This is a genomic window from Campylobacter concisus (assembly GCF_002165815.1).
GTDB lineage: Bacteria > Campylobacterota > Campylobacteria > Campylobacterales > Campylobacteraceae > Campylobacter_A > Campylobacter_A concisus_BH.
In genome coordinates, this window is the sequence record NZ_NDYN01000003.1 from 43,300 (window position 1) to 63,136 (window position 19,837).

At 39.8% G+C, this 19,837-nt stretch carries 24 protein-coding genes; 14 read left to right on the forward strand and 10 right to left on the reverse strand.

Annotated features, from left to right (window positions below; all coding sequences use genetic code 11):
- Positions 1–183: 183 nt before the first annotated feature.
- The 4 genes from fdhD (at position 184) to B9N65_RS03860 (ending at position 3,327) form a co-directional block, all read left to right on the forward strand.
- Entirely contained in the window at positions 184–966 is a 783-nt protein-coding gene (gene fdhD / locus B9N65_RS03845) for a formate dehydrogenase accessory sulfurtransferase FdhD (RefSeq protein WP_021085019.1), read from the forward strand.
- Positions 959–1,702 carry a winged helix-turn-helix domain-containing protein gene (locus B9N65_RS03850; protein WP_002941311.1) on the forward strand — a complete coding sequence of 248 codons (744 nt, stop codon included), beginning with the start codon at positions 959–961 and terminating at the stop codon, positions 1,700–1,702. The genes fdhD and B9N65_RS03850 overlap by 8 nt, the downstream gene beginning before the upstream one ends.
- Before the next feature lie 25 nt (positions 1,703–1,727).
- Positions 1,728–1,916 (forward strand): hypothetical protein, encoded by a 189-nt coding sequence (locus B9N65_RS03855; RefSeq protein WP_002941192.1) that lies wholly within the window; start codon positions 1,728–1,730, stop codon positions 1,914–1,916.
- A gap of 85 nt (positions 1,917–2,001) precedes the next feature.
- Positions 2,002–3,327 (forward strand): aminotransferase class V-fold PLP-dependent enzyme, encoded by a 1,326-nt coding sequence (locus tag B9N65_RS03860; RefSeq protein ID WP_087582878.1) that lies wholly within the window; start codon positions 2,002–2,004, stop codon positions 3,325–3,327.
- A gap of 399 nt (positions 3,328–3,726) precedes the next feature.
- Here the strand turns inward: B9N65_RS03860 and B9N65_RS03865 are convergent, their stop codons facing one another.
- From B9N65_RS03865 to B9N65_RS03890, 6 genes are read right to left on the reverse strand one after another with little or no spacing between them, the layout of a single operon-like run.
- The gene (locus tag B9N65_RS03865; RefSeq protein ID WP_219336880.1) at positions 3,727–4,038 is read right to left on the reverse strand and encodes a DUF6980 family protein; all 312 of its coding nucleotides are present in this window, start codon (positions 4,036–4,038) and stop codon (positions 3,727–3,729) included.
- A 37-nt stretch (positions 4,039–4,075) separates the two neighbouring features.
- Positions 4,076–4,690 (reverse strand): ATP phosphoribosyltransferase, encoded by a 615-nt coding sequence (gene hisG, locus B9N65_RS03870; RefSeq protein ID WP_087582879.1) that lies wholly within the window; start codon positions 4,688–4,690, stop codon positions 4,076–4,078.
- Positions 4,687–5,316: a type III pantothenate kinase gene (locus B9N65_RS03875; RefSeq protein ID WP_087582880.1), complete on the reverse strand. Its 630-nt coding sequence runs from the start codon at positions 5,314–5,316 to the stop codon at positions 4,687–4,689. The genes hisG and B9N65_RS03875 overlap by 4 nt, the downstream gene beginning before the upstream one ends.
- Positions 5,303–5,635 (reverse strand): hypothetical protein, encoded by a 333-nt coding sequence (locus tag B9N65_RS03880; protein ID WP_087582881.1) that lies wholly within the window; start codon positions 5,633–5,635, stop codon positions 5,303–5,305. Before B9N65_RS03880 ends, B9N65_RS03875 begins: the two co-directional genes overlap by 14 nt.
- A complete protein-coding gene (locus B9N65_RS03885; RefSeq protein ID WP_087582882.1) occupies positions 5,632–6,639 on the reverse strand; it encodes an L-seryl-tRNA selenium transferase in 1,008 nt (335 codons plus the stop codon). Before B9N65_RS03885 ends, B9N65_RS03880 begins: the two co-directional genes overlap by 4 nt.
- Positions 6,639–7,202 (reverse strand): hypothetical protein, encoded by a 564-nt coding sequence (locus tag B9N65_RS03890; RefSeq protein WP_087582883.1) that lies wholly within the window; start codon positions 7,200–7,202, stop codon positions 6,639–6,641. The genes B9N65_RS03885 and B9N65_RS03890 overlap by 1 nt, the downstream gene beginning before the upstream one ends.
- A gap of 124 nt (positions 7,203–7,326) precedes the next feature.
- Between B9N65_RS03890 and gatC the strand changes: the two genes are divergently transcribed.
- From gatC to B9N65_RS03940, 10 genes are all read left to right on the forward strand, one after another.
- The gene (gene gatC, locus B9N65_RS03895; RefSeq protein ID WP_021085025.1) at positions 7,327–7,614 is read left to right on the forward strand and encodes an Asp-tRNA(Asn)/Glu-tRNA(Gln) amidotransferase subunit GatC; all 288 of its coding nucleotides are present in this window, start codon (positions 7,327–7,329) and stop codon (positions 7,612–7,614) included.
- A gap of 3 nt (positions 7,615–7,617) precedes the next feature.
- Positions 7,618–8,751, forward strand: coding sequence for a type IV pilus twitching motility protein PilT (locus tag B9N65_RS03900; RefSeq protein ID WP_021085022.1), 1,134 nt, complete (start codon positions 7,618–7,620; stop codon positions 8,749–8,751).
- Complete coding sequence (locus B9N65_RS03905; RefSeq protein ID WP_087582900.1) at positions 8,751–9,368, forward strand: CvpA family protein; 618 nt, start codon at positions 8,751–8,753, stop codon at positions 9,366–9,368. Before B9N65_RS03900 ends, B9N65_RS03905 begins: the two co-directional genes overlap by 1 nt.
- On the forward strand, positions 9,365–9,832 hold the full coding sequence (locus tag B9N65_RS03910) for a Fur family transcriptional regulator (RefSeq protein WP_002941362.1): 468 nt from the start codon (positions 9,365–9,367) through the stop codon (positions 9,830–9,832). The genes B9N65_RS03905 and B9N65_RS03910 overlap by 4 nt, the downstream gene beginning before the upstream one ends.
- Before the next feature lie 4 nt (positions 9,833–9,836).
- The gene (gene lysS / locus B9N65_RS03915; RefSeq protein WP_257640023.1) at positions 9,837–11,345 is read left to right on the forward strand and encodes a lysine--tRNA ligase; all 1,509 of its coding nucleotides are present in this window, start codon (positions 9,837–9,839) and stop codon (positions 11,343–11,345) included.
- Positions 11,342–12,586: a serine hydroxymethyltransferase gene (locus B9N65_RS03920; RefSeq protein ID WP_087582885.1), complete on the forward strand. Its 1,245-nt coding sequence runs from the start codon at positions 11,342–11,344 to the stop codon at positions 12,584–12,586. Before lysS ends, B9N65_RS03920 begins: the two co-directional genes overlap by 4 nt.
- The gene (locus B9N65_RS03925; protein ID WP_087582901.1) at positions 12,586–13,128 is read left to right on the forward strand and encodes a DUF1882 domain-containing protein; all 543 of its coding nucleotides are present in this window, start codon (positions 12,586–12,588) and stop codon (positions 13,126–13,128) included. Before B9N65_RS03920 ends, B9N65_RS03925 begins: the two co-directional genes overlap by 1 nt.
- A gap of 9 nt (positions 13,129–13,137) precedes the next feature.
- Entirely contained in the window at positions 13,138–14,031 is an 894-nt protein-coding gene (locus B9N65_RS03930) for an SPOR domain-containing protein (RefSeq protein WP_087582886.1), read from the forward strand.
- Positions 14,028–14,816 carry a shikimate dehydrogenase gene (locus tag B9N65_RS03935; protein WP_087582887.1) on the forward strand — a complete coding sequence of 263 codons (789 nt, stop codon included), beginning with the start codon at positions 14,028–14,030 and terminating at the stop codon, positions 14,814–14,816. The genes B9N65_RS03930 and B9N65_RS03935 overlap by 4 nt, the downstream gene beginning before the upstream one ends.
- 127 nt (positions 14,817–14,943) lie before the next feature.
- The gene (locus B9N65_RS03940; protein ID WP_087582888.1) at positions 14,944–15,321 is read left to right on the forward strand and encodes a hypothetical protein; all 378 of its coding nucleotides are present in this window, start codon (positions 14,944–14,946) and stop codon (positions 15,319–15,321) included.
- Positions 15,322–15,380: 59 nt separating this feature from the next.
- On the opposite strand, the gene B9N65_RS03945 is transcribed toward B9N65_RS03940, so the two are convergent.
- The 4 genes from B9N65_RS03945 to B9N65_RS03960 all read right to left on the reverse strand — a co-directional run bounded on the left by B9N65_RS03945 (position 15,381) and on the right by B9N65_RS03960 (position 19,802).
- Positions 15,381–17,216 carry an aryl-sulfate sulfotransferase gene (locus B9N65_RS03945; RefSeq protein ID WP_087582889.1) on the reverse strand — a complete coding sequence of 612 codons (1,836 nt, stop codon included), beginning with the start codon at positions 17,214–17,216 and terminating at the stop codon, positions 15,381–15,383.
- A gap of 206 nt (positions 17,217–17,422) precedes the next feature.
- Positions 17,423–18,166 carry an ABC transporter ATP-binding protein gene (locus B9N65_RS03950; RefSeq protein ID WP_012140336.1) on the reverse strand — a complete coding sequence of 248 codons (744 nt, stop codon included), beginning with the start codon at positions 18,164–18,166 and terminating at the stop codon, positions 17,423–17,425.
- A complete protein-coding gene (locus B9N65_RS03955; RefSeq protein ID WP_087582890.1) occupies positions 18,163–18,888 on the reverse strand; it encodes an ABC transporter permease in 726 nt (241 codons plus the stop codon). Before B9N65_RS03955 ends, B9N65_RS03950 begins: the two co-directional genes overlap by 4 nt.
- Positions 18,885–19,802: an ABC transporter substrate-binding protein gene (locus B9N65_RS03960; protein WP_087582891.1), complete on the reverse strand. Its 918-nt coding sequence runs from the start codon at positions 19,800–19,802 to the stop codon at positions 18,885–18,887. Before B9N65_RS03960 ends, B9N65_RS03955 begins: the two co-directional genes overlap by 4 nt.
- Positions 19,803–19,837: the final 35 nt, after the last annotated feature.

The following is a 19,837-nucleotide window of genomic DNA, read 5'->3' on the forward strand; positions in this document are numbered from 1 at the left end:
TTTTCTCTAATTTTATACTTTAAGAAATATGCCAATTTTGCATATCAAATTTTAATTACAATAACGTTTATCTCGTATCAAAATGCGTTTAAGCTTTTTGCTTTGTTTAAGCAAATTTTTACTACAATCCAAAATTAAATTTAGCTTTTTGGGCTATCATTTGTGAAAACTTCAAGGAGCAAGATGGAACCGATTTATAAAACTCAGATCATCAAATATAAGGGCGAGCAAAAAGCGCAGGTTGATGATATTTTGGTGCGTGAGATCAAGCTTGAAATTTACATAAATGACAAAAAATTTGGTGCCGTTATGGCAACGCCAACGGATCAAAAGGCGCTTGCTGTGGGCTATTTGATCAGCGAAAACGTCATCACAAAGCCAGAGGACATAACAGAAGTTAGGCTCTCAAGCGACGAGCTAAGCGTCTATGTAAGCGCCAAAGTGAACGAAAAACGTCTAGAGCAGTTTGACGAAGAGAAGGTCATAATAAGTGGCTGTGGCAGAAGCTCAACGGCAAATATCGACCCACAGGCGATGGCGGCAAGAGCCGTAAAAAGCGGAGCTAAATTTAACAAAGATATGATCCTTGCTCAAATGAGGGAGTTTTATACGCAGTGCGAGCTTTACGAGATGACTGGCTGCGTGCATACGGCAAAGCTTTTTGTGAGCGAAGATAAATTTTACATAGGCGAGGATATCGCTCAACACAATACGATCGACAAAGCCGTTGGCAAGGCCGTTTTGGATGGAGCTAACTTAGCAAATTCATTTTTGATGGTGAGTGGCAGACTTAGCTCAGAGATGGTTGCAAAGGCCGTTATGCACGGCATCCCAGCGCTTATCTCAAGGACAGCACCGACTAGCCTTGGCGTGGTGATCGCTCGTAAATTTGAGCTTACACTTTGCGGCTTTGCAAGGGGCGAAAATATCAACGTTTATAGCGGCGAAGAGAGAATTTATGAGTAAAAATTTAGAAGAGCTAATAAAACAAACGCTAAATAAAAGCGGCAAACTTGACTGCGGCACGGCTTTTAAGATCGCAAATAAGCTTGGCATAGAAGTCGGTGAGGTAAGCGACGAGGCAACTAGGCTTGGCATCAAGATAGACAACTGCGAGCTTGGACAGTTTGGTGGCTTGGATAAAGACCGCGGTAAATTTACATTGTCACTAAAACTAAAAGAAGTGAGCGACGAAAAGGGCAGAGTTTTTTGCAAAGATGCAAGAGAGATGGCGGCGGCTAACGGCGGGCTAAAGACCATGCGCTCGACGCTTAGAGACTACGGCTTTGACGTGAAGTACTGTCAGCTAGGCTGTTTTAAGGAAAAGAAAGGCAAAAAGATGAGAGTAAAGACAAAGACTTGGATAGAAAACGACGAGGGCGAGCTTATATTTGGCAAGGGCAAAACCGAAGTTTTAGACGTTATAGCCGAGGTTGGCTCGATATCAAAGGCAGCTGAAATTTTAGGTATGAATTATAAAAAATGCTGGTCACATCTGCAAATTTTGCAAAAAAATTTAAAAGAAGATCTCTTTACGACCAAGCAAGGTGGCGGAGATAGCGCTGGCACCACGCTAAATGATAGAGCACACGAGCTCATAAACGCCTATAAGCAGCTTCAAAATGACATCGAAGACTATGCAAATAAGCGCTTTAAAGAGCTATTTTTAAAACAAGACGAAAAGAAAAACGATAAAAAATAAACCAAATTTTTAAAAGGAGAAAAACATGTATGTAAAACTAAACGACAGGACTTATCTAAACAAAGATAAGATCACGAGAATCAAGATCGATAGCGTTCAAGACGGCATTCGTATCCGTTTCTATGAGGGTGCAAACCAAGTTGCTAAGAGCCAAAGATTTGAGAGTGAAGCAAAAGCTAACGAGTGGTTAGAAAAAAACTTCTTAAACAAATAATCACGCGAGTGGGCGCCCTGCCCGCTTGTAACCTCACTTTATACAAAATTTCATTATAATCGCGTTTTTAACCAAAAGGAAAATCGTGCCAACTATAGATGAAGTAAGAAAAAATATCATTTTAAAAGATGGAATTTACTATTTTGACTACACGGCCTCAGGCCTTGCCTATGCGCCTATCGAAGATGAAATTTCAAAATTTTTAAAAACCTACGCAAACACCCACTCAGACAGCAGTTCAAGCGCCGTGCTAACGCAAAAACGCTACGAAAACGCAAGAGCCGAGTTAAAAGAGCTTTTGGGGCTTGATGATAGCTTTTATCTAATAGCAACAGGCCAAGGCGCAACGGCTGCGATAAAGAAATTTCAAGAGATAATGGGAATTTATCTGCCGCCAACGACAAGAGCCTTGATCGGCGAAGCAAATTTAAGAAGCGTAAATTTACCACTTGTGCTGGTTGGACCCTATGAGCACCACTCAAACGAGATCAGCTTTCGCGAGGGACTTTGTGACTGCGAACGCACCTTGCTTGATGAAAACGGCGAGATAGACTACGTGATGCTTGAGAGGACGCTAAAACTAAACGCAAAAAGAAAGATCATCGCCTGCTTTAGCGCCGCCTCAAATGTCACGGGCGTAAAAACCGACTACAAGAGAATTTACTCGCTCGTTAAGAAATTTGGCGGAGTGGTGGCATTTGACTGCGCAGCAACCAGCTCGCATGAAATTTTAGACGCCGCCTATTTTGACGCAGCCTTTTTCTCGCCTCACAAGCTACTTGGTGGAGTTGGGAGTTGTGGGCTTTTAGCGATCAAAAAAGAGCTTTATACAAGTGATATACCAAGCTTTGCAGGTGGCGGCACCATCGCTCTTGCGACGCCATCAAAGCACCTTTTTATAAAAAATGCCGAGCAGCTTGAAGAGGCTGGCACGCCATCTATCTTGGGGCTGGTGCGAGCAAGCCTAGCCTACAACTTGCAGGCAAGCGTCGGATTAGAAAAGATCAAAGCTCGCGAAGATGAACTGGCAAATTTCTTTGAAAAAGAGCTTAGCAACATCGAAGATATCACCATTTATGGCCCTAAAAATGCAGAAAAACTGCCTATTTTTTCATTTAATGTGCGCGACATTTCGCCTTATGACTTTGCTGCAACGCTTAGTAACAACCACGGCATACAAAGCCGCGCTGGCGTGATGTGTGCTGGACCTTATGCTTTTGATCTGCTGGGGCTTAAAGAGAATAAGATCTTAGAGAAAAAACCAGGTTTTGTAAGGGTAAGCATGCACTACACGCACACAAAAGAGGATGTGCTCTATCTCATAAACGCTATCAAATCATCGATCAAAAAGCACCGCGAGCTTTGGGGTGAAGAAAAAGCGATGTATGAGATGTTTGGCGGTAAAATTTAGGCTAAATTTTGTTTTCGGTTAAATTTAAACTATCAAGAAAAGTTAAAAATTTAAAATTTTAAAATACAAAAACAATTATTATTTTTTAATATGAATTTGCTCGTTCTTTCCATTTAAATTTTAACTGTATCGAATAAAATTTACCATCTTGGATCAAATTTTGCCAGCAGAATTTAAAGCAAATTTGCTGTTTTTATACAAAGTTATATCTGCTCGGTCTTAAAAAATCTAACAAAACACACCGCCATTGTGAGTGGACAAAAAAATATTAAGCATTTTATATTGCTTTTACATCTAGTTAAATAGAAATTTATAAAGATTTTTTATGTGATAGCCGTTTAAAATTGGCAACAACTAGTTTTTATGTTGATTAAAAAAAGTTAAAAAAATAATTTTCAATCACTTCTTCAACCACCAACCATAATTTAAATATACTTTAGGAATTTCATCATTATCAATATCTATTCCTAATTTTTCCATTTTGTCAAACCATTTATCTCGTTTTGATTTTGGTAATTTTGTACCACAAAAAGGGCAAAATTTGATTGAAATACTGCTTGTGCCACCATCGTGAATTATAATTCCATATTCATCAAATCTAGGATAATACGAAATAAGCACGTCTGGGCAATCATAAATATTGTTATGAATCTTACAATTTAATTTCGTTGCCTCTTTCATTTGAGAGCAACAGTGTTTTACCTTAACCATTTTTTCTTTATTTGTGCTATTTACATTTTTTCAAATTTTACTTTGAAATTTCATCTTTTATCTTTTGATAAAGCTCCAAAATTTCATCTTTTTTGATGATGAAGCTATTTTTATTTGCGATCAGATAGGCTGAGCTTTGCATGATGTCGCCAGCCACTTTTAGCCCATTTTGCTTCATGGTTGAGCCAGTCTCGACCACATCGACGATCGCATCACTTAGCCCAACAAGTGGTGCTAGCTCGATCGAGCCATAAAGCTTAATGATCTTGACGCCAACAGCAAGCTTGGCAAAGTAGTTTCTAGTGATATTTGGCATCTTAGTAGCGATCCTTAGCTCAGACCTTGAAAAATCAAGCTCATCTTCGTTTTTTATGCCGATGCAGACCTTGCACTTGCCTATTTGCAGATCAAGTAGCCTTACTACATTTGGCTTATGCTCTTCAAGCACATCAAGGCCGACCACGCCGATATCTGCGGCTCCTTCAGTGACGTATGTTGGTATATCTTGGTTGCGAACCATTAAAAATCTAAAATTTCCCTCTTCAAGGATGAGTTTTCTATCCTCAAACATAAAGCTCGAACCAAAAATTTTTCTAAAAATTTCAAGCGTATCTTCTGCGATCCTACCCTTTGGCAAGGCTACTGTTATCATTTTAAAATTTCCTTTTTCTCATCGATTATTTTTTGCATGGCACGAAAAATCAGCATCTTATCGCAAATGGCATTTTTAAAAAATTTAGACAAAAAGTCACCATCCCCGCCAGTAAAATAGACCTTTTTGCTGCCTGCTAACTTTGAAATGAGCGTGATAATGGGCTTTATGATGCCATAACTCACAGCGTCGCTCGTCTTTTGAGGCAACGCATCGATGTCTATTTGCGAATTTAGTGTCACATCAAGGCGTGGCGAAATGCTTTTATAGGCATTTAACATAGTTGTGATGCCTGGCAAGATGTAGCCGCCAAGATGAAGTGAGTTTGCCATTATATCGACAGTGATAGCACTTCCAGCATCTACTATAACGCCATCATTTATCATATAGCAACCTGCTTTTCTATCTACACCTAGACCTTGATAGATCGTGTCTATCTCGAAGTAAGGCTCTAAATTTACAAACATTTCGTCCTTATCTATCATGCGCAAAATTTCTTCATTTACGCAGATAAAATAGACCTTTTCGTCTGGCTTGTAGTTTTTAAATTCGCTAACTTTTATATGTGTGATCTTGCCATTTTGCAAAAAAGAGGCGTTGGTGTTGCCGATATCACACAAAATCATAACAGCTCCAGCCTTGCTCTTTGAAGTAGCTTAGGGATTTTGAGCAAATTTGAGAGTTGTAAAAGATCACACGTTTTTTGATCTTGGTTTGAAATTTCTCTTCAAATTTAGTGCAAATTTCATTTATCTCGCTGGCTTCTTTAAGCAAAAGCCTGCTCTTTGCACTTCTTAAAAAAACGATCTCGTAGAAATTTTTTGTATCGACACCAAAAAACGCCTCAAGCGAGCGTTTCTTGGTAAATTCACTAAGATCAAGCCTTTTTAGATCTCTTAGCAAGATCTTTTTAGCTTCAAAAAGCTCCCAAATTTTTTGGTTCATTGCCCTAGATTAACATACTCGTTATCGTAGTAAAATGCGCCATTTCCCATAAAACTTTTATCTTTTATCTCGTCGCTAAACTCATAAATTTCAGCTCCGCTAAGGTCTAAATTTGTCTTTATAACATAGCCTGTTTTTTCGATGACATAGAGCTTATTGTTGATAATAGTAGCCGCTGAGAAGATAGCAAATTTGAAATTTATCTTATTTTGCTCTTTTAGCATGAGGTCTGTTCTTACTATCGTGCCATCTTTTTTAAAGATGTAAATTTCATCGTTATGAACTAGCACGTCTTTGATCTCACCGTCATAATAAACTGTTTGGCTTGGGTTGATGACGATTAGTTTTTTAGCTGTTGCTGCGATTAGGTTATCGCCCTCAACGCCTAAAAATATGATGTTGTTAAAGAAATTTTCAGAGCTTACGACAACGTCGCGCAAAATTCTACCAGTCTCTTTTTGTACGATATAAATTTTACCATCAAGTGCTGGATAGACGATGAGTGAGCTCATAAAGTAAGGTGCCACAACTCTTGAGTCAACCGCTGCGATTTCAGATGAGCTATACTCCATTAGTGTCGTAGCAGTGCTTATATCGATTAGATAGATGTGGTTTGATGCGCTGATAGCTGCAAGCTGGTTTTGATCAAGTGAGGCTGCTACGATCGCAGTTGGGAATTTACCGCTATAAACGCTGTGACCGCTAGGATCAGTCACGTTTAGATCGCCATTTATACTAGCTGAGATGACAAAGCCGTTGTTTTCGTTTAAGAAGTTGAAATTTTCAGGCAAGGTAACGCTTTTATTTAGCCCATTTTTAGTGATGATATTGCCATTATCAAGCGTTGCGCCATTTGCATTTGCTGATTTGATGTAAGAAGGAAGATCTTTTGATAAAGATATCTCACCAGAAGTTTGCGCAGGCTCAAAATATTGTCTTTTTGTGCCGCATCCGCTTAGAACTAAAGCCAAGGCAAAAGCCAAGAATAGTGTAAGTTTTTTCATTATTTTATTCCCTGATAGTGTTTTAAATTTTTAACTAAAGTTTGTAGTTGTGAGTCAAGTGCGATCTTGTTAAATTCGTCGTTTGCCTCTTTGATCTTGTTTTCTTTTAAAAGCTCAAAACCTTTTAAAAGTGCGTTATATTCGCTTAAAATTTGAGTATTTGCATCGCCAGTTTGTGAAAGGATGATATCTTTTACGATCGGATTTACTTTTAAATTTGTAAGCTCGCTAATGCCTTTTGTATCGTTTTTATCAAGCATTTGCCCAAGTGAAAAAAGTGCATATAAGCTTGGCTCTTTCTCCTTTAAAACATTTAAAGCGCTTGCGTCATTTGGATTTAAGATAAGCTTTGAATAGGCTAAATTTGCCTCCTCAACTCTGTTGTCGTTTAAAACCTTGCTAGCGTAAAATCCAATGAGTGCGACGATAGCTGCCACGCATAGCACGATCAGCAAAGTTTTGTATTTCCTAAAAAAACGCTCTCCCTTGATCATACTCTCAAGAAACTGCTCCTGGGCGTCGATCTCTTTTTTTATCTCGGTTAAGTCTTCTTTTATAGCCAACGTTTTTCCTTGCTTTTGAAAAATTTTAATTCGCAGATTTTAGCATAATTAAATTAAAAGTAGCCCAAAATTAAAGCTTGAATGTGATATAATGCCTCAAAATCAATTAAAAGGTTGCTTAATAATGCAAATAGACGACACTCTCTTAAATAAACTAGAAAAACTCTCAGCATTACAAATTAATGATGAAAAAAGAGAAGAGATCAAGAAGCAATTAAGTGAAATCGTATCTTTTGTCGATGTTTTAAATGAGCTTGATCTAAGTAGCGATGAGGCAGTAGTTAGCTCTATAAAAGGTGGCACTCCATTAAGAGAAGATGAGCCACATTTAAGTGACGTTGTCGATGAAATTTTAAAGCACGCCCCTTCACGCGAGGGACACTTCTTTGCCGTGCCAAAGATCATAGAGTAAAATATGGATCTAATCGAACAACTAAGAGCGCAAAGCTCGGATGCCCAAACCAAAGCATCAGAGAGCAATCTCTCTGGTGACATCCAAACGCTTCTAAAAACCGTTGTTTTCAATAAAGCCAGTGACCTCCACCTAGTCTCAAGGTCTGAGCCTCAAATAAGGATAGATGGCACTTTAAGACCGCTTGAATTTGGCGTGCTAAGTGGCAAAGATATAGAAAATTTATGCTACGCTCTAATCACAGATGCCCAAAAGAGCGAACTTGAGAACAATAAAGAGCTTGACTTTGCTATTGAACTTCCAAATATCGGCCGCTTTCGTGGCAACTACTACTACACGATGAATGGCGATCTAGCGGCAGCTTTTCGTATCATACCTATCGATATCCCTTCGCTTGATGATCTAAATGCACCACAAATTTTTAAATATATCATTAAACGAGAAAAGGGTCTTATACTAGTTACAGGACCAACTGGCAGTGGTAAATCAACGACGCTTGCCGCGATGCTTAATGAGATAAATTTAAATTATAGAAAGCACATCATCACCGTTGAGGACCCAGTCGAGTTTGTGCATAACAACAAAAAAGCCCTATTTTCACATAGAAATATCGGCACCGACACACACTCTTACTCAAAGGCGCTAAAATTTGCACTTCGTGAAGACCCAGATATCATACTTGTGGGCGAGATGAGGGATAGAGAGACGATCTCTACGGCTATTACAGCAGCTGAGACTGGACACCTAGTCTTTGGCACTCTTCACACAAACTCAGCCATACAAACTATAAATAGGATCGTTGATAGCTTTGATGGAAGCGAGCAGCTTCAAGTAAGAAATATGCTTAGCGTTTCGCTAACTGCTGTCATCTCACAAAGTTTGATACCAAAAATAGGCGGCGGAAGGTGCGCTGTGCATGAAATTTTGATAAATAATATGGCGATATCAAACTTGATACGCGAAAACAAAGTGCATCAAATTTACTCTCAAATGCAGCTAAATCAGCAACAAACTGGCATGAGCACGCAGACTCAAGCCCTGATGAAAGCGCTAAAAGAGGGCTTGATCACAAAAGAAAACGCGCTAGCCTACTCAACTAGCCAGCAAGAACTTCAAAATTTAATAGGAACTGTATGATGGATTTAGTAACTTGGTTTGACATTATCGTCATCGCCCTTGTCCTGATACTTGGTGTAAAAGGCATAATAAACGGGCTTATAAAAGAGACTTTTGGACTTATCGGACTTATCGGCGGTCTAGTTGTCGCTAGTAGATTTTCAGATGTAGCTGAGAGCTTCATAAGCAAAAATATCTATAAATTTGAAAATCCTTCATTTTTACAATTTGTCGCATTTATCGGACTTTGGCTAGTCTTTTGGCTAGTTTGTCTGCTAGTTGGCAAATTTTTATCAAAGATAGTTTCAGTAAGCGGCCTTGGCTTTTTAGATAGGCTTGGTGGATTTGTCATGGGAAGTGGCAAAATTTTCCTCACATTATCAGCAGTCGTCGCCGTAATGTCAGGCACTTCGCTAAATAAAATGATCGAGCCATACTTCACAAACAGCAAGGTCTATCCGCTCCTACTTGAAACTGGCAGATGGATAACAAATATCGATGTGAAAAACATCAAAAATGAGCTGGACGAAATGGTAGTAAGACCAAAGGATACAAACAAGAGTGATGCATTTATATCAATGGATGCAAATGCGAGCATAAACACCGACACAAACGTCACTAAAGGGGAAGAAAAATGATAGAAAATTTAGAATATGATGCCTTGCTTGAGAAATTTAAAAGAGTTCTTCGCGACAACGGTTTAAAATATACAAAACAGCGTGAAATTTTACTAAAAACGCTTTATAACAACGACGAGCACTTTACGCCAGAGAGGCTATATCTTTTTATAAAAGAGACCTATCCTGAGCTAAATATCGGCATCGCAACTGTTTATAGGACGCTAAATTTACTAGAAGAATCAGAGATGGTAACATCTATCAGCTTTGGTTCACAAGGCAAGAAATTTGAGCTTGCCACAAAGCCACACCACGACCACATGATATGCAGAAAGTGCGGCCTTATCATAGAATTTGAAGATCCTATGATAGAAAAAAGGCAAATAAGCATTGCAAAAGAGCATGGCTTTAAACTAACTGGTCACATGATGCAGCTTTATGGAATTTGCGAAAAATGTTCAAAAAATAATATAAAGGGAAAGTAAGGTGATATTTGACAACCAACATGAAATTCAAAGATTAGAAAGCATAGATGAGCTTAGAAATTTAGGCATAAATCCATATCCACATTTTCTTAGAAGAGATATGAATATCTCTAAATTTAGACTTAAATTTAACTATATAAAAGATACAGAAGAGAAAAAAGCAGAGGGGCAGCTAGTAGGCCTTGCAGGCAGGATAAAGCTGATCCGCGACGCTGGCAAAGCGGTCTTTGCAAACATCGAAGACGAAAATGGAAATTTACAAATTTACTTTAGCAACAAGACACTTGATCCAGAGTGGTTTAAAATCGTTAAGAAATATGTAGAAATAGGCGATATCGTCTATGTTAGAGGATACGCTTTTATAACAAAAACTGGCGAATTTTCAATGCATGTAAATGAGCTTAGCTTAGCTACAAAATCAATAAGTCCGCTTCCAGAGAAGTACCACGGGCTAGTTGATGTTGAGACAAGATACCGCCAAAGATATCTTGATATGATAATGAACCCTGAAGTTAGGGCTGACTTTAAAAAGCGCTCGGTGATTATAAGCACGATTAGAAGATTTTTTGAAGAAAAGGGCTTTTTAGAGGTTGAAACTCCGATGCTTCACCCAATAGCTGGCGGTGCAAATGCAAAACCATTTGTGACATTTCACAACGCTCTTGGAGTTGAGAGATACCTAAGAATCGCTCCCGAGCTATATCTAAAACGTCTTGTAGTTGGTGGTTTTGAAGCTGTTTATGAGATGAACAGAAACTTCAGAAACGAGGGTATGGACCTAACCCACAACCCTGAATTTACAAGTATCGAGTTTTACTGGGCATACCACAACTACCACGATCTAATGGGCATCACAGAGGATTTATTTAATGTCATTTTAGAAAAACTTGGCATGGAGAAAGTGATAAATTTTGACGGCATGGAGATTGATTTTAGTAAGCCATTTAAACGCATAAGCTATAAAAAAGCCTTAGTTGAGATAGGCGGACTTGCTGAAGATGTGATAAATGATAAAGCTAAAATTTTAGCAAAACTAAGAGCAGATGGCTTTGAAGCAAACGAGAAGCTTGACCTTGGCCACTTGCAAGCTGAACTCTTTGACAACTACGTAGAGAGTAAGCTCATCCACCCAACTTTTGTCATAGACTATCCGATCTCTATTAGCCCGCTTTCAAGAAGAAGCGACACAAATCCTGACGTGGCAGAGAGATTTGAGCTATTTATCGCTGGTAGAGAGCTAGCAAATGGCTTTAACGAGCTAAATGATCCGATCGATCAATACAACCGCTTTAAAGCGCAGATCGACGCTAAAAACGCAGGCGATGACGAGGCTCACGAGATGGACGAGGACTATGTAAAAGCCCTAGGATACGGCATGCCACCAGTTGCAGGTGAAGGCATAGGCATCGACAGACTTGTTATGCTTTTAACAGATAAAAAATCAATACGCGACGTTGTCCTCTTCCCAGCGATGAGGCCACTAAAAACTGAGACAAAGGAGAACGAAAAATGAGTTTGCAAAGCTACGATAAAGACATTTACGACCTAGTAAATTTAGAGCTAAAACGCCAGTGTGACCACCTTGAGATGATCGCTAGCGAAAATTTCACATATCCAGAAGTCATGGAAGTGATGGGCTCAATCCTAACAAACAAATACGCTGAAGGCTACCCTGGCAAGAGATACTATGGTGGTTGTGAATTTGTCGATGGGATCGAGCAGATCGCTATCGATAGATGTAAAGAGCTTTTTGGATGTGAATTTGCAAACGTTCAGCCAAACTCAGGCTCTCAGGCAAACCAAGGCGTTTATGGTGCTTTGCTTAATCCAGGCGATAAAATTTTAGGCATGGATCTAAGCCACGGCGGACACTTAACTCACGGCGCAAAGGTAAGCAGCTCTGGCAAGATGTATGAGAGTTTCTTTTATGGCGTAGAGCTTGATGGTCGCATAAACTACGATAGAGTTATGGATATCGCAAAGATAGTAAAACCAAAAATGATCGTTTGTGGCGCTAGCGCATACACAAGAGAGATCGAGTTTAAGAAATTTAGAGAGATAGCTGACGCTGTTGGCGCGATACTCTTTGCAGACGTTGCTCACATCGCTGGTCTTGTAGTAGCCGGTGAGCATCAAAATCCTTTCCCACACTGCGACGTCGTAAGCTCAACTACGCATAAAACTCTAAGAGGCCCAAGAGGCGGCATCATCATGACAAACAACGAAGAGTACGCTAAAAAGATAAACTCTTCTATCTTCCCAGGCATCCAAGGCGGACCACTAGTTCATGTCATCGCTGCAAAGGCAGTTGGCTTTAAGCACAACCTTAGCCCTGAGTGGAAAATTTACGCCAAACAAGTAAAAGCAAACGCTAAAAAACTTGGTGAAGTGCTAATTAGCAGAGGCTTTGATCTAGTAAGTGGCGGCACTGATAACCACCTAATCCTAATGAGCTTTTTAAACCGCGAATTTAGCGGAAAAGACGCGGACATCGCTCTTGGAAACGCTGGCATAACTGTAAATAAAAACACAGTCCCAGGCGAGACAAGAAGTCCGTTTATCACAAGCGGCATACGTGTAGGTAGCCCAGCTCTTACAGCTCGTGGTATGAAAGAAGCTGAGTTTGAGCTAATAGCAAACAAGATCGCTGATGTGCTAAGCGACATAAACAACGCATCTTTACAAGAGAAGATAAAAGCCGAACTAGTCGATCTTGCTCATAAATTTATAATCTACGATAAAGCGACATTTTGATGCAAAGTATTGATACATCTCTTATAAAGATAATAACGACCCACTACTACATCAAACGTGACACGATCGTCAATAAGATAGAGTACAAGGGTAAAATTTTCTTTGATAAATTTGAAAAGATCAACGAACCACTAACTTATAGTGTCATGAAAGAGCATGAGGAGGGCAAAGCTATAATCGCCCACTCGCTAATCAATGCAAGTGATAAGGTCGAAAATATAGTCTTTGACTACAACGGCAGAACTCCAGATAGGTTTTGGCATAGAGCTCAGCTTCTTTTAAGAGAAGAAGGCTTTATAAATTTCACAGCCTACGAGACCAAGACGCCAGGCCACCTGCACCTTTACGTGCACAAAGGCCACACTACGCTAAATGAGGCTTGCACGCTTGCAAATATGCTCAGCGCAAAGCTCTCACAAAAGCTAGCCAAAGAGTGGAGAATGTTCCCAAATATCGACATGCCAAAAGAATTTAACATCCTAACGCTGCCTTATAAGCTCTACCAAAAAGAGCGCGGGGCAAGTTGGTCAAAATATATGTAAGGAGAAATAATGGAAAACGAAGAGTTAAAAGATATACTTTTAGAAAAAGATGATGAGGCAAAGGGTGCAAAACTAAAGAAACTTCTTATGTTTATAGCAGCTCTTGTTATACTTTTTTTAATCATCATCGTAGCCATGAAGCTTATAAACTCAAGCGACTCGACACAAGCACAAAATGAAGCCGACTCAAGACTAGTTCTGCCTCCAGTGCCAGCAGAGCAGCCAGTCGATACACAGGTGCCTGCGCAAGATACAAATTCAGATGTTAAAAAAGGCGATACTCAGCTTTTCGAGCAAGTACCTATCGTGCCTGAAAACAAGCAACAAGATGATTTTGAAGATATGATCAAAAAGCTAAAAGATAAAGAAGGTGCAAAATCAGCTCCTAAAACTGAAGAGCCAAAAGAGGTAGTAAAAGCTGTAGAGCATCCAGCTGAAGCGCCTAAAAAAGCTGAGACAAAGGTAGAGGCTCCAGCTAAAAAAGCTGAAACAAAAAGCGAAGCTAAAGCAGAGAAAAAAGCTGAGGCGAAGCCAGCCAAAACTGAGGTAAAAACAGAGAAAAAAGCTGAAACTAAGCCCGAGAAAAAACCTGAAACAAAGGTAGAGAAAAAGGCTGAAACTCCTGCAAAAGCAGAAAAAGCTGAGAAAAAAGTAGAAGCTCCAGCAAAAGCTGAGAGCGTCGCAAAAGGCTCTTATGTTCAAGTATTTGCAACTAGTAAATTTAACCCAAATGCCGACTATATGAAAAAAATAGCAGCTAAAGGCTATAGCTACAAAACTATAAAAGCTGGCGAGCTAACTAAAATTTTAGTTGGTCCATTTGATGAAAAAGGGCTACAAAAAGCCGTAAATGACATAAGAAAAGATGTCAATAAAGACGCTTTTGTCTTTAGAGCAAAATGAAAACCTTCGCAGTTTTTGGAGATCCGATAGCTCACTCGGTATCTCCAAGACTACACAACAAAGCCATTGCCGATCTGGCTCTTGATGCCCTATATACTAGGGTTTTGCTAAAAGATGGCAATGAGCTAATCAATAAATTTAGATCCTTAAAACTAAACGGCGCAAATGTCACACTCCCACATAAAGAATTTGCTCTAAATTTAGCCGACGACGCCTCAGAGGCAGCCCAAAAAATAGGCTCTGCAAACACTTTGGTGCTAAAAAATGAGAAAATTTACGCCTACAACACTGACGCACCTGGTTTTTTAAAAGCGATATCAAATTTCAAAGAGGCAAAAAGCGCCATCATCCTTGGAGCAGGAGGCACTGCAAACGCCCTAGCCTACGCACTTAGATCACAAAATATAGACGTTTGCATACTAAATAGAAGCAAGGCAAGACTTGATAAATTTAAAGATCACTATGAGTGCTTTAGCTGGGATGACTATAAAGAGCATAAATTTGATCTAGTGGTAAATTCGACCTCAGCAGGACTAAAAGATGATCTTTTGCCAGCACCAAAAGAGATTTTAGATGGCATTTTAAAAAGCGCTAAATTTGCATTTGATGTTATTTACGGCAAGCAAACGCCATTTTTAAAAGAGGCTAAAAGGCAAAATTTAGCATGCAAAGACGGAGCTGATATGCTCTTGTATCAAGCGGTTTTAGCATTAAATTTATTTTATAATGGCAGCCTTGATGAGAAAAAGATAGAAATTTCTATGCGAGAGGCTCTTAGTTTATAGAGCTCTTGCAAGATCAGATCGTTTAAAAAAATTAATCAAGCTTAATAAGCCAAGCTCTAAAGCTTAGCGATATAAATTTTAACTCCTTTAGCCACTCTAAAGCGCCTTAAACTACGACGATACTAACTTGAGCGATGAAGCGCTTGAAGTAAAACATTTGCACGATAAATTTAAAAAGCTAGGCATCTTGCAAGAGCCAAATGAGCACTTTGATCTTGGTTTAAATAGTGAGATTTTGCTGCCTGCCATCTGCCTTAGGATAGATACTTTAAGATTTGATGAGATCAAAGATCTGGCTAAACTACTTATGCTTTATACATACTCCTTAAATGAGTGGTGCTTTTTCATCTTTCCAAGCCTAAATTTATTGCTTTATCCACATGATGAGAAGGGCTTTGGCTGCACCAGACTAAATGACGATACAAAAAATGGATTAAATTTTCTAGAGTTTTGCAAAAGAGAGAAAAATGTAAAGGTTGTTTTAAAAGAGCAAAATAGCAAATAAATTTTAAAATCACACAAAACTAAAAAGCCCTCCCTTGCCGAAGCAAAGGAGGAAAATTTTTATTTCTCAAACGCTTTTTGCAAGCTAAATGGAAACGCCTGATAACCCATAGCATTTGTCATCTTTATCTCGATGCTAGGCTCTTTTGCGCCCCACTCAAACTCATCGATGTGTGGGCTAGGAAGTCCCACTGGGCGACCTTTTGCGATGTCAAACTGCATGCCAGCAACGGCTGAATAGACCATCACGCTATCAAGGTCATCTTGATACTGCGTAAGGCTGGTAACTGAGCTATACCACTCTTTTCCACGCTCTTTGCCGTACTCCCAGATCTGCTCAACGGTCTTTTTGTTCTCATCGATCTTATAAACGACCGCACGAGAGTACTTCATACCAGCGATGGCTGGTTGCTCCATGCCCCTTGTGTCGCCGTTGTCAAAGACACTTAGATAAATTTCGCCTTTTTTAGACTTACTATCTATCCTAAATGCCGTATGTTGCGTCCATTGCCAGTCAAAGCCACCTTTGTCGCTCTCGTATCCTGGGCATTTTGAGTACTCATCTTCGCAGACGATCTTGTTGCCTTTACTATCGACTGGCTGAAGAAGTTTATCTTTAAATTTATCGCTCCAGCCCTTGTGAGCGCCCATGATCCATTTTACTTGTTTGTCACGACCGATCTTTATAACTGCGTCTTGGTGGCGGCTTGAGATGATGATACTATCATCGCTTGGATCGTAATCCACACTATTTACGTGTGCCCAGTTGCGTCCTGGACCTGCTCCTACGATATCGCCCCATTTATCGTGTGTATCCATAGACTGAAGCTCATCAGAGCTTGCTGTGTGGCCTGCTTTTTTAGCGTCTATATTTAAGCAAACTGCGCCTTGATCAAGCGTTTTTAGCACGATATCGCGGTAAGGATCGAGGATTTCATATAGTCTAAAGTCATCAACTACGTTGCCGTCGCGGTCAAGCTCAACGATGACGTCGCGCACTGTTCTTACGTTTTTGCCATCAGCCCTTTTGTAGTCGGCATTTGCCACGCGCAAGAAGTAGTGTCCGTTTTGTGCTACGTCCATTGAGTGAGAGAAGTCGTTGTAGCTAGCTGGTAGCTCGCGGTTGAAAATTTCTCTACCCATGATGTCGTATTTTGCGTATCTTTGGCCATATCCCCAAGTCATAGCGCCGTCGTCATTTTGCTTAAAGCCCATCATAACGCCAGCGTGAAATGGCTGTTTTAGGTCATAAATTTTACTTGGCTCAAGGTACCATCTAACCTCGCCTTTTGTATCAAGGATGAAGTTATTTGGGCTGTAGTTCCACTCGATCGCACCGCCAGCTGGGTTGTTCCAAACGACTTTTGTGCCCTTGCCTGTTTTATTTACAAAGTTATTTACGTAGTAAAGCCTGTTTGCAAATTTAGCGCTAGCAGGCTTAGTAACCTCGATCTTGTCAAATAGCGCGCCCTTTTGATTTGGCGTGCCAGCGCTCTCTAGATAGATAGCTGGGGCGTAAATTTTATAGCTCTCTTTTATATGCTCAGTCTTACCCTTGTAGCTCTTGTCGTACTCGACTTCAACGGTGTTTTGATAGTCAGGATACATACCAAAAACTGGGATGCCGCCATGTGTGCGAAGATGCTTGTCAGCCACTTTGTAGCTTATCACCTGACCGCCTTGCTTTGGCACGATGGTTACTTTTGCATTGCTTAGTGTGTAGCCGCCATTTTTGATGACTGCAGTAAGAGGTGCTGTGTCGTATGGATTTACCACTACTTCGCCGATAGCTCCTGTTATAGCGTAGTCAAGTTTAGCTCCGCTTGGACCACCAATGGCAAAAGCAGCCGTACAAAGTGTAGAAGCAAGCGCAACAGAACACAAAGTATTTCTCATAACATCTCCTTTAGATAAATTTTATAAATCTTACTCGTAAAACTTATAAAATTTAGTAAAAAGCCTTGGATACCCAAGGCTTCAATCGGTAAAAAGGAATAACAAAAATGATTTGCTTTGTGTGTAATTGTAGTAAATCTTTATAACATAAATTTCACGCTAAGATTAATAATAGCTTAAAATTTAAAAATATATTTAAAAATTTATTAAATAGCGTATTCAACCTCGTTATCTTCGCCATTTATAAGGTCAAATATCTTAGCTTTTAGCTCAAAATACTTTAGATCATGCACTCCAAAATTTGGATTGATTATCTCTTTTATGATCACACCATCGTGCAAGATCACGATCTTATCAGCCAAAAATAGTGCCTCATCGATATCGTGCGTGACAAAGATAGTGGTTTGAGTCTTTGACATCTGCTTTAAGCTTTTTTGCAAATTTGTCCTTGTTATTGGATCAAGCGCAGAAAATGGCTCGTCTAAAAATAGCACCTCAGGGCTTAAGCTAAGTGCCCTTGCGATGGCGACACGCTGCTTTTGACCGCCACTTAGCGAGTGCGGGAAGAGCTCAGCCTTGTGAGAAAGGCTAACGAGCTCCAGAAATTTGCTAGCTCTCTTTTCTTGTTCAAATTTATCCTTTATGCCAGAGCATTTTAGGGCAAATTTGATGTTATCTTTTGCGCTTAGCCATGGCATTAGCGAGTAGGTTTGAGTGATGATCTGGCGAGATTTGTCTAGTGAAATTTTCTTTGTATAAATTTTATTTTGCATTGAAATTTCACCGCTACTAAGCTCGCTCGTGCCACTTAGGATGTTTAAAAGTGTCGTCTTGCCAGAGCCACTGCCACCAAGCAAAACGCAAAATTCATTCTGCTTTATCTCTAAATTTATCCCTTTTAAAATTTTAGCGTCCCCAAAAGATTTGGTTAAATTTTTTATCTTTATCATCGTCCAAGCCTCTCCCCTGCGTATCTTTCAATGAGCGAAAAGATGAAATTTATCACGATACCTATCACGCCGATCACAAAAATCACCGCCATTACGCTATCTATCCTAAGCTGGTTTCTAGCGTCTATTATGAGATATCCTAGCCCGCTTTGCGCTCCAACCATCTCGCCAACTACTAAATTTATCCAAGCAAGGCTCGCTGCTAGTTTTAGCCCTGAGATGATGCTAAAAAGGCTTGCTGGCATGATGACGCCAGTGATTATTTGCATTTTGCTAGCTCCAAAGCCACGAGCCGCCAAAACAAGCTCATTTGGCACGCTTTTTACGGCATTTATAGTAAGAAGCAGCATAGGGAAAAATATCGCATAAGCGATGATGAAAATGGTTGGTTTATCTCCGATGCCAAAGGCAAGGACTATCAAAGGTATCCAAGCAATCGGCGAAATAGGACGCAAAAGCCCGATAAGCGGCTCAAATGCGTTTGCAAATTTAGGAAAAAGTCCAAATATAAGTCCGACCAAAACCGCAACAAACGAGCCGACGAGAAGTCCTATGACGTATCTAATGAGTGAGTCAGTGACGCCAAGAAGCAGTTTGCCGCTTTTTGCAAGCTCGAAAAATGCGCCTACCACCTCTTTTACGCTTGGTACTAAGTCCCCACTAAAAGCTTGCCAGATAAGCAAAGCTAGGGCTAAAACGAGAATTTGAAAAAGGTATTTCATCTTTGCTCCAAGTATGAGTTTATCTCTAAATTTGCTAGTTTTTGATTGCCTAAATTTTTGCTGATTAGAAATTCTTTTAGCTCCTCTAGCTCCTCTGCTTTTAGGCTCAGATCGTCGTAGCTTACGATCTCTTTATCAAGCACTAGCTTTAATAAATTTGCATTTTGACTTAAGATCTCATTGCCCAAAAGTGCGCTTTTTTCGTGATCTTTTGTGATAAAGCTTGCAGCTTTTTTAAAAGCATCTAAAAGCTCGTTAAAATAAGGCTTTAAGAGAATTTCTTCTTGAAAATTTAATGTACAGCAGATGTGGTTTGGCTTTATATCTTTTGAAAAGAGTAAATTTTTCGCTCTGCCTTTAAAATTTACCGCCATTTGTCCAAATGGCTCAGCCACGATGTAGGCGTCTATCTGATGGCTAAGAAGCGCAAAAGGCATCTCAGGTGGCGCCATCTCAATGATATCTGCACTCATATTTTCCCGCTTTAAGATCGTATCAAGTAAAAAATAGTGCATGCTAAATTTTGAAGGCACAGCGATCTTTTTGCCAGCAAGCTGCTTAAGACCGGCCACGTCGCTTCTAGCCACAAGGGCTGAGCCATTTTTGTGAGCTGATAGCACAGTCTTTATCTTTGCGCCATTTGCTCTTAGCATAAGACCTAGTGGAGCTAGCATAAAAGCCCCGTCAATCGCCCCTGCCCTAAGCGCCTCAGCTAGATCAACCCAGCTGGCAAATTTAATAGGCACTATCATGAAATTTTCACTTTTATAGAGCTTTGAAGCGATGATGCATAGATGATCGCTTATCGGCACAAAGCCTATTTTTACGCCGATCTTTGGAGTGCTTGCTAGAGCTTTTTGGCTACTAAGAGCCAAGAAAGAGCCTAAAATTTGTAAAGCATAACGCCTGGTCATAAATTTTCCTGAATTTTATTTTAAGTGTGTAATTA

Bases quoted from the DNA above. Each gene is read 5' to 3' on its own strand.
- fdhD (WP_021085019.1), top strand. From the start codon at position 184: ATGGAACCGATTTATAAAACTCAGATCATCAAATATAAGGGCGAGCAA.
- B9N65_RS03850 (WP_002941311.1), top strand. From the start codon at position 959: ATGAGTAAAAATTTAGAAGAGCTAATAAAACAAACGCTAAATAAAAGC.
- B9N65_RS03855 (WP_002941192.1), top strand. From the start codon at position 1,728: ATGTATGTAAAACTAAACGACAGGACTTATCTAAACAAAGATAAGATC.
- B9N65_RS03865 (WP_219336880.1), bottom strand. From the start codon at position 4,038: ATGGTTAAGGTAAAACACTGTTGCTCTCAAATGAAAGAGGCAACGAAA.
- hisG (WP_087582879.1), bottom strand. From the start codon at position 4,690: ATGATAACAGTAGCCTTGCCAAAGGGTAGGATCGCAGAAGATACGCTT.
- B9N65_RS03875 (WP_087582880.1), bottom strand. From the start codon at position 5,316: ATGATTTTGTGTGATATCGGCAACACCAACGCCTCTTTTTTGCAAAAT.
- B9N65_RS03880 (WP_087582881.1), bottom strand. From the start codon at position 5,635: ATGAACCAAAAAATTTGGGAGCTTTTTGAAGCTAAAAAGATCTTGCTA.
- B9N65_RS03885 (WP_087582882.1), bottom strand. From the start codon at position 6,639: ATGAAAAAACTTACACTATTCTTGGCTTTTGCCTTGGCTTTAGTTCTA.
- gatC (WP_021085025.1), top strand. From the start codon at position 7,327: ATGCAAATAGACGACACTCTCTTAAATAAACTAGAAAAACTCTCAGCA.
- B9N65_RS03900 (WP_021085022.1), top strand. From the start codon at position 7,618: ATGGATCTAATCGAACAACTAAGAGCGCAAAGCTCGGATGCCCAAACC.
- B9N65_RS03905 (WP_087582900.1), top strand. From the start codon at position 8,751: ATGGATTTAGTAACTTGGTTTGACATTATCGTCATCGCCCTTGTCCTG.
- B9N65_RS03910 (WP_002941362.1), top strand. From the start codon at position 9,365: ATGATAGAAAATTTAGAATATGATGCCTTGCTTGAGAAATTTAAAAGA.
- B9N65_RS03920 (WP_087582885.1), top strand. From the start codon at position 11,342: ATGAGTTTGCAAAGCTACGATAAAGACATTTACGACCTAGTAAATTTA.
- B9N65_RS03925 (WP_087582901.1), top strand. From the start codon at position 12,586: ATGCAAAGTATTGATACATCTCTTATAAAGATAATAACGACCCACTAC.
- B9N65_RS03930 (WP_087582886.1), top strand. From the start codon at position 13,138: ATGGAAAACGAAGAGTTAAAAGATATACTTTTAGAAAAAGATGATGAG.
- B9N65_RS03935 (WP_087582887.1), top strand. From the start codon at position 14,028: ATGAAAACCTTCGCAGTTTTTGGAGATCCGATAGCTCACTCGGTATCT.
- B9N65_RS03945 (WP_087582889.1), bottom strand. From the start codon at position 17,216: ATGAGAAATACTTTGTGTTCTGTTGCGCTTGCTTCTACACTTTGTACG.
- B9N65_RS03950 (WP_012140336.1), bottom strand. From the start codon at position 18,166: ATGATAAAGATAAAAAATTTAACCAAATCTTTTGGGGACGCTAAAATT.
- B9N65_RS03955 (WP_087582890.1), bottom strand. From the start codon at position 18,888: ATGAAATACCTTTTTCAAATTCTCGTTTTAGCCCTAGCTTTGCTTATC.
- B9N65_RS03960 (WP_087582891.1), bottom strand. From the start codon at position 19,802: ATGACCAGGCGTTATGCTTTACAAATTTTAGGCTCTTTCTTGGCTCTT.